Origin of the sequence: Nereida ignava (assembly GCF_001049735.1) — a bacterium.
GTDB lineage: Bacteria > Pseudomonadota > Alphaproteobacteria > Rhodobacterales > Rhodobacteraceae > Nereida > Nereida ignava.
Window position 1 is genome coordinate 23231 of sequence record NZ_CVPC01000010.1, and the last position, 11921, is coordinate 35151.

The following is an 11921-nucleotide window of genomic DNA, read 5'->3' on the forward strand; positions in this document are numbered from 1 at the left end:
AAAGCGTCAGATGACCGCCCTTTCACAGTACGCATTGCTCGAAAGCACGGGCCTTTGGCGCGCGGATGCAGATGCGCAGCGCCGCGAGGTGATCGTGTCTTTTGGCAACGCCACCCTTGTGATTACCGATAACGCCGAACGGGTTTTGTCCCATTGGTCATTGGCCGCCGTGCGCAAAGTGTCCGACAAAGATGGTGTGGTCACCTACAGCCCCGATGCAGACGGCACCGAGCTTGTTGAAATCGACGACAAAACCATGGTCGAGGCCATCGACAAAGTGCGCAAAGCCATCGACCGGACCCGTCCGCACCGTGGGCGGCTGCGCGCCGCCGTGTTGGCGGGCAGCTTGGCATTGGTGGGCTGGATCGGCTTTTTCTGGATGCCCCCCGCCATGGTGGATCACACGCTTGGGGTTTTGCCCAAAGTCAAACGCGCCGAAATTGGCCGCGAGCTGAGCCGTGAGATTACCCGCCTTGCAGGCCCTGCGTGTACCCGCCGCGAAGGCACCCGCGCGCTGCAAATGGTCACGGACCGCGTTCGGGGCACGTCGGATAATGCGGATTTCGTAGCGCCTGTTGGGCTGCCGCAAATTCACCGCTCTGGCTTGCCGGATAGTCTGTGGTTGCCCGGTGGCAAACTGTTGCTGAGTGCGACGCTGGTTGAGGATCATGATGACCCAGAAGTACTGGCTGGATTTATGCTGGCGGCGGGTCTGCGCCAAGCGGGCCAAGACCCGGTACGCCCGCTGCTTGAGTTTGCAGGACTGCGCCACACATTCACATTGCTAACCACTGCGCAGCTGCCCCAAGACGTGCTGCGCGGCTATGCCCAAGCGTTGGTTCAGAACCCGTTGGAAGATGTTGAGATGGGTGCGTTGGCGGATCAAATGCGGTTGCGCGGCCTTGAAACGACCACCCTCGCGGCAGCAATTGATCCCAGCGGAGAGCGGACAAAACCACTGCTTGATGCGGCACAACTAAGCGATCCACCGTTGCTGAGCGACCGCGACTGGCTGGCCCTGCAAGGGATCTGTGATCAGTAAATTACTTGCGAAGGAATGCGTCGCGAAAGCCCGCAGATCGCGCGCCTTGAAGGGCTGCGCGTAGGGCGGATTGATCCTGAAAAGGTCCGGCCAGAACGACCTGATATGTTTTGCCGCCCCGCGTGGCACGTCCGATTTTTGCAGGCAGGCCTGCCGCAGTAAGACGCTGTGCAGCACGGCTGGCGTTGCCCTTCACCCCGTAGGTGCCGACCTGAACGAAGCGGTGCGATGCAGGCGTGCTTTTGGTCCCAAACGACAAACGTAACGGATCATTACCCGCGCGGGTGACTTGCGGGGCGGCATTATTCTTTAGCAGCTTGCGGGGGACTTTTTGCGTCCAGATGCGGTTGCTGGCAGCGCGCCCCTCGCGGGTCTCAAGACCACGGCGCGGGTTCAGACGGTCATCGTCCCAAACGGGGCGGTATCCTTTTGGCGGATCAAACGTGACGCGGGCGCTGGCGGGTACTTTTGACAGCCGCACCACACCGCGCGAGGGGTCCGGCGCTGTGCGCGGTGCAACATCAAGGCTGCTTTGAGGACCCAGCGTGGTGTTGCCGTCTTGGCCGAAGAAATTACCCTGCTGCGGACCACATCGGACAGGATTATCGGGCGTGCCTGCATTGATGTATTTCGAGCTAAGCGCCGAGGCCCCACGACAAGCAGGCTGGCTGCGGGTTGGCTGCGCAGTGGGCGCGGTTTGGGTTTTGGGTGCGGCGGCGCTTGGCAACGTCGCGGTGGTGCGCAGAGGCGCGTTGGTGGCCCCCTGACGGTCACGGCGCGGCGTCTGCGGTGTCAATGTGGCACCAGCGGTTTGACCAGTAACAGGCGTTGCCGCTTTTGTTGTGGGCTGTACTGGCGTTTGGGCTTTTGCAACCGCTTTGGGTTTTGGCGCAGGGGCGCGCACAGGCTGCGGCGCAGATTTAGTAGGGACTGCTTGGGCAGGTGCGGCGGCCGTAGCACCCTTTAGAGAGGGTTGAAAGCCGCACACAATCTGACGGTTACGCGATACACGCGGCACCCACGTGGTGTTGCCCGAAATGCCCGCACGGATGAAAACACATCCTTTACTATCAACGTATTGGTTGCCTTTGAACGAAGATGGCGGGAACTCTGCTGGGACGGTGTTGCCTGCCAAAGACTGGGCTGAGACAGACGTGGTAAACAGCAAGGCAAGGGTCGCCGTGAAGGCCGCGAACTTAGAAACAGACATATGTCATTCCACTAAATATAGCGAAACTGTGCGCCAAAAACCCTATTTAGTAAAGTGATAATGCTGTTACTTGGTGCCGAACATGCGGTCACCCGCGTCCCCCAAACCGGGCACAATGTAGCCCTGCTCGTTGAGTTTTTCATCCACGGAAGCGGTCACGATGTGCACGTCTGGATGCGCTTGCCGCATGCGGGCAATACCCTCAGGTGCGGCCAGCAGGCACATAAAACGGATGTTCGTAGCGCCCGCTTCTTTCAGGCGGTCAATCGCTGCGACAGAAGAGTTGCCTGTGGCCAGCATCGGGTCCACTGCAATCACCAGCCGCTCATTGAGCACGTCGGGCACTTTGAAATAATATTCAACGGGTTCAAGGGTTTGCTCATCACGGTAGAGCCCAACAAAGCCCACCCGTGCAGAGGGAACAAGTTCAAGCACACCGTCCAAAAGGCCGTTTCCTGCCCGCAAAATGGAGATCAGCGCCAGCTTCTTGCCGCGTAACATGGGCGCATCCATTGGCCCCATGGGTGTTTCGATTGCTTGATTTTCCAAGGGCAATTCACGGGTGATTTCATAAGCCAAAAACTGACTTATCTCGCGCAGCAACTGACGAAATTGCCCCGTAGAGGTTTCTTTGTCGCGCATGATCGACAGTTTGTGCTGAACCAAAGGGTGATCCACAAGGGTGACGTGTTCGTTCATGATTGAAGCCTTTTTGCAATGATGGCGCGGGTTTCAGCAGAGCAGAATGCCGCCTCAAGGGCGTTTTGCTCAACTTCGCGGAAAATCTCATCGTCCCAGCCAAAGTGGTGGGCAAGACGGCCGTATTCATTCGTCATGGTGGTGTGAAAGAACGGCGGATCATCTGTGCTAACGGTCACTTTGACACCTCTGGCACGCAGCTTTTCTATGGGATGTGACGCCCAGTTCGGCACGACCCCAAGCGCCACGTTTGAACCGGGACAGACTTCAAGGGTGATGTCATTCTCAATCAGCCGGTCGCAAAGCGCCAAATCAGTGATGGCTTGCACCCCGTGACCGATGCGCGAAATGCCCGGCAATTGGTCAAGGGTGTCGCGAACCATCGCCGCACCGCCCCACTCGCCGGCATGCGCCGTCAGGCCAAGCCCCGCTTCGCGCGCGCAGTCAAAAGCCCACGCAAAATCGCGCGGTGCGCCAACGGTTTCTGCCCCTGCGATGCCAAACCCTGTGATGAAGTCACCCACGGTTTCAGCCGCACAAATGGCCGTTTCGCGGGATTTTTCGGGCCCGAAGTGGCGGATGGCCGTGACGCAGCCGCGCAGGGTGATGTGCGGCTCCATCGCGGCGGCGGCTTCTTGGATTGCAGCGAGGTATTCGCGCCACGCGCCCACATCGCGCCCCCCGCAAAAATCTGGCGACAGGAACGTTTCGGCGTAAACAACCCCGTGTTCGGCACAATCTTGCAGCACCGCTGTGGTGAGACGCGCGTAATCTTCGTGCGTTTTGAGCGCTTGGGTCGCCGCCTCATAGACATCCAGAAAGCCCGCAAAATCCGCATAGGCGTAATTGCCACGTTCATCAAAAATGCCCGAGATATCGAGCTTTTTCTCAGCGGCGAGGCCCTTGATGAACGCAGGCGACGCGGCACCTTCCAAGTGCAAATGCAACTCAAGCTTGGGGCGGTTCTTCATATGGCGGGTGTCCCTTTTCCGTTTTGTTTCAGGCCAATATGGGCTGCGAGCGTAGCGCCTACATCGGCAAAGTTGATGGCGCCAAGCTCACCAGATGTGGCCAAGGCAGGTCCCACGACAGGCACCCGTTCGCGGGTATGATCGGTGCCGCGCCACGTGGGATCATTGCCGTGATCGGCAGTGATCAACAGCAGATCATCGGGCGCAAGACGTGCCAAAAGACGCGGCAATTGCGCGTCAAACCATTCAAGATGGCGCGCATATCCCGCCACATCGCGGCGGTGGCCATATTCGCTGTCAAACTCGACGAAATTGGCAAAAACGAATGCGCCGTCTTGGGCTGTGCCCGCCAGATCAATTAGGTCTTCCATCAGTTTTGCATCAGGCCCTTTGGTGCAATCAGTGATGCCGCGCATGCTGAAAATATCGCCGATTTTGCCCACGGCGTGAACCGCGCGGCCTTCGGCGGCGGCGAAATCCATCAAGACATCTTCGGGGGGCAGCAAAGCAAAATCACGGCGGTGGGGCGTGCGCGTAAATGCCCCCGCAGCCCCCACAAAAGGCCGTGCAATAACGCGGCCGATACCCATTTTATGCAGCATAGGCGCGAGTTCGGCACATAAATCATAAAGCCGCTGAAGGCCGAAAATTTCCTCGTGGGCGGCGATTTGGAAAACGCTGTCAACGGAGGTGTAGCAGATGGGCCAGCCAGTCCTAAGGTGCTCTGGCCCGAAGTCATCAAGCACGCCTGTGCCGCTGGCATGACAATTGGCAAGAGAGCCTTCGGTGCCTGCGATGCGCGCGACGGCCTCCAAGATTTCAGGCGGGAAAGCCACCGGAGTTTGGGGGAAATAATGCCACTCAAACGGGACCGGCAGGCCCGCCAATTCCCAGTGCCCTGAGGGGGTATCTTTGCCAATGCTATGTTCGGTCGCACTTCCCCAAAGGCCCGCAATCGGGCCCGAGGTCGCGTCAAGAAGGCGGCTGTGACCGCTGGCTTGGGCAACAGCCGCACCCAAGCCAAAGGACAGTAAATTGGGAATGTTGAGCGGACCGGACCGCCCCACGTCTGCTTGCCCGTTTGCACAGGCATCAGCGATGTGGCCAAGGGTATTTGCCCCTTCGTCGCCAAAAGCCGCCGCATCAGGCGCGCCGCCACAGCCAACGGAATCCATCACAACCAAAAACGCGCGACCCATGGTTTAGCCCCCCTGCCCGACACGTTTGTAAATGGTCGGCGGCAGGTCCATCGGCGCATCGCCAAGGGTGATCGCCGCGCGGATGATTTTGGTCGCGGCGTCAGCGTCATGCTCGGAACGGGCGTGCAACATACACAGCGGGACATCCGCGTCGATCTGATCGCCCAAAGCCGCGATGTCCGACAGGCCAACAGAGTGATCAATCCGCCCGCCGATCGTTTTGCGCCCGCCACCAAGATGCACAACAAGCTGGCCCAATGCCTCGCCGTCGATGGCGGTGACAAAGCCCGCGCGCGGCGGCAGAACCTCTTGCATTACAGGCGCGCTTGGCAAGCGGTCTTCCCAACGATCGACAAAATCATGGGGCCCGCCCATGGCGCTGATCATGCGGCCAAAGACCTCGGCGGCGTTGCCATTGTAGAATGTATCCGCGATCAAATCGGCGCCTTGGGTGGCGTCTTGGGCAAGGCCCACGCTGGCCAAAACAGAGCCTGCCAGATTGGCGGCCATGTCGGGCAAATCATGATCAACCCCGTCGCCCGTTAAGGCATGCAGGGCCTCGGAAAGTTCCAGCGCATTGCCCATAGATTTGGCCAGCGGTTGGTTCATGTCCGTGATGAGGGCGGTGGTTTTGCATCCCGCACCGTTGGCCACACTGACCAAAGCATTGGCCAGCACTTCGGCTTCGGCCACGGTTTTCATGAACGCGCCACTGCCCATTTTGATATCGAGCACCAGCGCATCAAGACCGGCCGCAAGCTTTTTGGACAAGATCGACGCGGTGATCAGGGCCGTGCTTTTCACCGTGCCTGTCACGTCACGGACCGCGTAAAGGCGTTTGTCAGCGGGGGCCACATCTGTGCTTGCGGCGACGATGGCGCAGCCGACCTCGCCCACTATTTTGCGAAACTTCGCGGGCGCGATATCGGCGGTGATGCCCGGGATGGATTCCAGTTTATCAAGTGTGCCGCCCGTGTGCCCAAGCCCGCGGCCTGAAATCATCGGGACGTATGCGCCACAAGCTGCAAGCGCGGGCGCGATCAAGAACGAGGTGCAATCCCCAACGCCGCCCGTTGAGTGTTTGTCGATCACCGGCCCATCAAGGCCCCATTCCAGCACAGTGCCGCTATCGCGCATTTGCGTTGTCAGGGCCAAAAGCCCCTCGTCCCCCAGCCCGTGCAAACACACGGCCATGGCAAAAGCGCCCGCCTGTGCATCAGTCATGGAGCCGTCCACAAGGCCACGCACGATCTGGGCAATTTCATCCCGATCTGGCGGCGTGCCACCGCGAAACTGATCAAGTAGAGGGGCGAAAGATGTCATTTGGCCATGTGATCGGCGTTAAAGACACCGGGCAAAAGGTCTTCGAGGGTCATGGAAAGCGTCGTGCCGCCGGTTGTGCCCATGGTGACCACCACATCGCCTGCGCCAAACTCGCGCAGCTTTTGACGGCACCCGCCGCACGGCGGCACCGGGGTTGGCGACCCCGCGATCACGGCGACCTCAACGATGCGCCCTTGTCCCGCGGCGACCATGGCCGCCAGCGCGCCCGCTTCAGCACAGGTTCCTTCGGGATAGGCCACGTTTTCAACGTTGCAGCCCACGAACACATCACCCGCGTCCGTGCGTACTGCGGCCCCCACTTGGAAGTTGGAATAAGGAGCGTACGCATTTTTCATAACCGCATGAGCGGCCTGCATGAGCGGTGATGTTGACATGTCTGGTTCCTCTCGGCTTAACGCCAGCATAACTCGGGTTTAGGGTGAGTAAAACGGAGATCACCGCCCATGTCACCGTGCAATCGAACAGCGCGCGCGCACCACGTGAAAATATTGCCATTGGCAGGCTGTGAAAAAAGTAGTTTAACGTTAAACAAATACCTTGGGAGGGCATTATGACAGACAATTCCAACCGTGATCCACAGGCATTGCGTCAAGCAGCGTTGGACTATCACCGCCACCCTAAGCCCGGAAAGCTGGAAATTCGCGCAACCAAGCCGCTGGCCAACGGACGTGATTTGGCGCGCGCATATTCGCCCGGCGTGGCCGAAGCCTGCATTGAGATCACCAAAGATGCAGAGGCCGCACAAGAATACACATCACGCGGCAACCTTGTGGCGGTCGTCACGAATGGCTCTGCGGTTTTGGGCCTTGGTAACATCGGCGCGCTTGCCTCAAAACCCGTGATGGAGGGCAAGGCGGTCCTGTTCAAAAAATTTGCCAACATCGATTGTTTTGACATTGAGTTGAACGAGCCGGACCCCGAAAAACTTGCGGATATTGTCTGCGCGCTTGAGCCAACTTTTGGCGCGATTAACCTTGAGGATATCAAGGCACCTGATTGTTTTATCGTCGAAAAACTGTGCCGCGAGCGGATGAACATCCCTGTTTTCCACGATGATCAGCACGGAACGGCCATTGTTGTGGGGGCCGCCGCAACAAATGCGCTGCACCTTGCGGGTAAAAAGTTTGAGGACATCAAGATCGTCTCTACAGGTGGTGGTGCTGCGGGCATTGCGTGTCTGAACATGCTGCTGAAACTGGGCGTGAAACGCGAAAATGTGTGGCTGTGCGACATCGAAGGGCTGGTTTACGAAGGCCGCACCAGCGAGATGACAGATCAAAAAGCCGAATACGCGCAGGCCAGTGATCTGCGCACGCTTGATGAGGTGATTGACGGCGCGGATATGTTCCTTGGGCTGTCGGGCGCGGGTGTTTTGAAACCTGAGATGGTCGCCAAGATGAGCGACCAACCGATTATTTTTGCACTGGCCAACCCCAACCCCGAGATTGATCCAGAGGCCGCGCGCGCCGTGGCCCCGAACGCGTTGATTGCGACGGGCCGGTCGGATTTCCCCAACCAAGTCAACAATGTGCTGTGTTTCCCGTTCATTTTCCGCGGTGCGCTGGACGTGGGCGCGACCGAGATCAACGATGCGATGCAGCTGGCTTGTATCGACGGAATTGCCCAACTCGCCCGCGCCACCACAAGCGCCGAGGCCGCCGAGGCCTACCGTGGTGAGCAGCTTACGTTCGGGCCGGACTACCTTATTCCCAAGCCGTTTGATCCGCGTCTGATGGGTGTTGTGGCCTCGTCCGTGGCGCGCGCTGCAATGGAAAGCGGCGTGGCTAAGCGTCCCCTTACGGATGTGGATCAGTACCACGCGGACCTTGATACATCTGTGTTCAAATCAGCGCTTATCATGCGTCCTGTTTTCCAAGCAGCCAGCACCGCGACACGCCGGATTGTGTTTGCCGAAGGTGAGGACGAGCGCGTGTTGCGCACGGCCCAAGCGCTGCTTGAGGAAACCACCGAGACACCCATTCTGATTGGCCGTCCTGATGTGATTGGGCGGCGGTGCGAGCGTGCAGGTCTGAAAATTCGCCCCGAAGATTTAGAGATCGTGAACCCGAACCGCGATGATCGTTACCGCGATTACGTGCAGACCTATCACGAGTTGATGGCACGTTCTGGTGTGACCCCTGATTTGGCCCGCGCGATCATGCGTACCAACACCACTGCCATTGGATCCGTGATGGTGCACCGCGGCGAGGCTGACAGCATGATTTGCGGCACATTTGGTCAGTATTTGTGGCACCTGAACTACGTGGAACAGGTGCTTGGCTCGGACGATTTGAAGCCTGCAGGCGCGCTGTCACTGATGATTTTGGAGGATGGCCCCCTCTTTATTGCCGACACGCACATCCACGCGATGCCAACGCCCGATCAAGTTGCCCAAACCGTGATCAGTGCTGCGCGCCACGTGCGCCGCTTTGGGATTGAGCCAAAGATTGCGCTGTGTTCAGGTTCGGAATTTGGCAACCTTGATAGCCAATCTGGACGCACGATGCGCGGTGCGCTGCAGGTTCTTGACGGGTTGGGACTTGATTTCCAATACGAAGGCGAGATGCACACGGACAGCGCTTTGGACCCTGATTTGCGCGGTCGCGTCTTCCCGCAGTCGCGCTTGCAAGGGCAGGCCAATGTGTTGATCTACGCCAACACTGATGCGGCTGGTGCGACGCGAAACATCCTGAAATCCAAAGCCGGCGGGCTTGAAGTTGGGCCAATTTTGATGGGCATGGGCAACCGTGCGCACATCGTCACGCCGTCAATCACGGCGCGCGGGTTGCTTAACATTTCTGCTTTGGCGGGCACGCCTGTGACCCACTACGGCTAAGGGCGGCAGGCGCGTCATCCTATCAGATTGAGGGCTAAATCTGCGCAGCGGCATGATTATTTCGTGCTGTTTGCGCAAACGGTCCCTTGCCAGCACCGCGGTGCATACGCTTAATGCGCCCGACCAATTCTGCGCGGCCTCGCTTCGGCGGGAATGCAGCGCGGGAACGATGGTGCATCTGAGAGGACCCTGACCGATGAGCTATGCCAACACTTACGCCGCGTGGCGCAACGACCCCGAAGCATTCTGGATGGGCGCTGCCCAACAGATCGCGTGGGACCGCGCCCCAACCAAAGCGCTGTTTGCCGAAAACGCGCCGATGTATGAGTGGTTCAGCGACGGTTTGGTGAACACGTGTTACAATGCCGTTGACCGCCACGTGGACGCAGGGCGCGGCGATCAGCCGGCAATCATTTACGACAGCCCCGTCACAGGCAGTCAGCGTACTTTGACGTATTCCCAATTGCGCGACGAAGTTGCCGGTTTTGCAGGCGGCTTGGCGGCCCAAGGCGTGGGCAAAGGCGACCGCGTTTTGATTTACATGCCCATGGTTGCCGAAGCGATTGTGGCGATGTTGGCGTGCGGACGCATCGGGGCGATCCACTCGGTTGTGTTTGGCGGTTTTGCGGCCCACGAATTGGCCGTACGCATTGATGACGCCCAGCCCAAATGCATCGTAGCTGCGTCTTGTGGTATCGAAGGCAGCAAGACAATCGCTTATAAGCCATTGCTTGATACGGCCATCGACAGCGCCACCCACAAGCCCGAGACCTGCGTGATTTTGCAGCGCGAGCAGCTGAGCTGTGATCTGGGGCCACGTGATCTGGATTGGCACGCGTTTCAACAAGGCACTCAGCCTGCCGCGTGTCTTCCCGTTGAAGGCAACCACCCCGCCTATATCCTGTATACCAGTGGCACGACCGGCGCGCCCAAGGGCGTTGTGCGCCACACAGGCGGGCATTTGGTGGCAATGAACTGGACCATGAAAAACGTCTATGACGTTGAACCCGGTGATGTGTTTTGGGCCGCTTCTGACGTGGGTTGGGTCGTGGGGCACAGCTATATTTGCTACGCGCCGTTGATCCACGGCAACACCACCATCGTGTTTGAAGGCAAGCCAGTTGGTACCCCTGATGCGGGCACGTTCTGGCGCGTGATGTCAGAGCACAAAGTCAAAGTGTTCTTTACCGCTCCGACCGCGTTCCGTGCCGTAAAACGCGAGGACCCAGAAGGTAAGCTGTTTGCCAATTACGACCTGCCCCATCTGAAATCGATCTTCTTAGCAGGTGAGCGCGCAGACCCCGACACGATCAAATGGCTGGGCAATATGACTGGCCTGCCGGTGATCGACCACTGGTGGCAAACCGAGACCGGTTACGCCATTGCGGGCAACCCGATGGGCATTGAGCCGCTACCTGTCAAAATCGGTTCCCCCACAGTGCCGATGCCCGGCTATGACGTGCAAATTCTTGATGACGGCGGCCACCCGCTGCCTGCGGGCGAGTTGGGCGCGATCACAATCAAACTGCCCCTGCCGCCTGGATGCCTGCCAACCCTTTGGAACGCCGAAGACAGGTTCAAAAGCAGCTATCTTGAGGCCTTTCCGGGATATTACGAGACAGGCGATGCGGGCATGATTGATGAGGACGGCTATGTCTACATCATGGCGCGCACGGATGACGTGATTAACGTGGCAGGTCACCGCCTAAGCACAGGCGCGATGGAAGAAGTCTTAGCCGCCCACAAAGACGTTGCCGAATGCGCCGTGATCGGCGTGAACGACGCGCTAAAAGGTCAGTTGCCATTGGGCTTTTTGTGCCTGAACGCGGGCGTGGACCGTGACCCAAGCGAAATTGTCGCCGACGTGATCGCAGATGTGCGCGGCCAAATCGGGCCTGTTGCGGCGTTTAAACTGGCGGTGGTTGTTGACCGGTTGCCCAAGACACGATCGGGCAAAATCCTGCGCGGCGTCATGGCCAAAATTGCCGACAGCGCGCCCTATAAAGAGCCCGCGACCATTGATGATCCGGCGATCCTTGATGAAATTAGGGCCGCACTTCAGACCCTTGGCTACGCGAAAAGCTAAGCGGTTGCGCAAGGCTGCACTGGACATCTGACGCCAAGTGCCCACTTTAAGGGTATGGTAATTAATGACTTTTCGAGCTTGGATTTATGGCGCTTTGTCACCGACGGGGTGATGGGCGGTGTCTCTGAGGGCACCATGACGCGGGGCCGCGAGGGGGACGTTGATTATGTTCGCCTGAGCGGTGACGTGAGCACAGAAAATAATGGCGGGTTCATTCAAATCCGCCGTGATATGCCGCCGTTGCCGCCCGAAGCGCAAGTGCTGACCCTGCGGGTGCGGGGCAATGGTGCGTCCTATTTTGCCAACCTGCGTACAACAGATGCCAAACGTCCATGGCACAGTTACCGCGCGGAATTTCAGACCACAAATGAATGGCGTGATATCACGTTGCCTTTGGCCGATTTTGCCCCTGCGGGACGCGGCTTTGATGTGCCGCTCAATACCCAAAATATCCGCGCCATCGGCATCATCGCCTATGGCCGCGATTATACGGCTGACGTCAGCGTGGCACAGATCGGCTGGAGGTAGCGCAGC

General features: G+C 58.8%; 10 protein-coding genes. 4 read left to right on the plus strand and 6 right to left on the minus strand.

All coding sequences use genetic code 11. The features are described from left to right. Window positions 1-10: 10 nt before the first annotated feature. Window positions 11-1042, plus strand: a complete 1032-nt coding sequence (locus NIG5292_RS09500; protein ID WP_048599303.1) for a hypothetical protein — start codon at window positions 11-13, stop codon at window positions 1040-1042. A gap of 1 nt (window position 1043) precedes the next feature. Here NIG5292_RS09500 and NIG5292_RS09505 read toward each other — a convergent pair whose 3' ends face one another. From NIG5292_RS09505 to NIG5292_RS09530, 6 genes are all read right to left on the minus strand, one after another. Continuing rightward, window positions 1044-2252 carry an SPOR domain-containing protein gene (locus tag NIG5292_RS09505; protein WP_048599304.1) on the minus strand — a complete coding sequence of 403 codons (1209 nt, stop codon included), beginning with the start codon at window positions 2250-2252 and terminating at the stop codon, window positions 1044-1046. 66 nt (window positions 2253-2318) lie between these two features. Then, complete coding sequence (upp, locus tag NIG5292_RS09510; RefSeq protein WP_048599305.1) at window positions 2319-2951, minus strand: uracil phosphoribosyltransferase; 633 nt, start codon at window positions 2949-2951, stop codon at window positions 2319-2321. After that, window positions 2948-3922 carry an adenosine deaminase gene (locus NIG5292_RS09515; protein WP_048599306.1) on the minus strand — a complete coding sequence of 325 codons (975 nt, stop codon included), beginning with the start codon at window positions 3920-3922 and terminating at the stop codon, window positions 2948-2950. The genes upp and NIG5292_RS09515 overlap by 4 nt, the downstream gene beginning before the upstream one ends. After that, on the minus strand, window positions 3919-5121 hold the full coding sequence (locus tag NIG5292_RS09520; RefSeq protein WP_048599307.1) for a phosphopentomutase: 1203 nt from the start codon (window positions 5119-5121) through the stop codon (window positions 3919-3921). The genes NIG5292_RS09515 and NIG5292_RS09520 overlap by 4 nt, the downstream gene beginning before the upstream one ends. A gap of 3 nt (window positions 5122-5124) precedes the next feature. Next, window positions 5125-6444, minus strand: a complete 1320-nt coding sequence (locus NIG5292_RS09525; protein ID WP_053084887.1) for a thymidine phosphorylase — start codon at window positions 6442-6444, stop codon at window positions 5125-5127. Beyond that, window positions 6441-6839, minus strand: coding sequence for a cytidine deaminase (locus NIG5292_RS09530; RefSeq protein WP_053084889.1), 399 nt, complete (start codon window positions 6837-6839; stop codon window positions 6441-6443). The genes NIG5292_RS09525 and NIG5292_RS09530 overlap by 4 nt, the downstream gene beginning before the upstream one ends. A gap of 176 nt (window positions 6840-7015) precedes the next feature. On the opposite strand from NIG5292_RS09530, the gene NIG5292_RS09535 reads away from it, so the two are divergent. The 3 genes from NIG5292_RS09535 (at window position 7016) to NIG5292_RS09545 (ending at window position 11915) form a co-directional block, all read left to right on the plus strand. Beyond that, entirely contained in the window at window positions 7016-9301 is a 2286-nt protein-coding gene (locus tag NIG5292_RS09535) for an NADP-dependent malic enzyme (RefSeq protein ID WP_048599309.1), read from the plus strand. 196 nt (window positions 9302-9497) lie between these two features. After that, a complete protein-coding gene (locus NIG5292_RS09540) occupies window positions 9498-11387 on the plus strand; it encodes a propionyl-CoA synthetase (protein ID WP_048599310.1) in 1890 nt (629 codons plus the stop codon). Window positions 11388-11441: 54 nt separating this feature from the next. Further along, window positions 11442-11915 carry a CIA30 family protein gene (locus NIG5292_RS09545; protein ID WP_048599311.1) on the plus strand — a complete coding sequence of 158 codons (474 nt, stop codon included), beginning with the start codon at window positions 11442-11444 and terminating at the stop codon, window positions 11913-11915. Window positions 11916-11921: the final 6 nt, after the last annotated feature.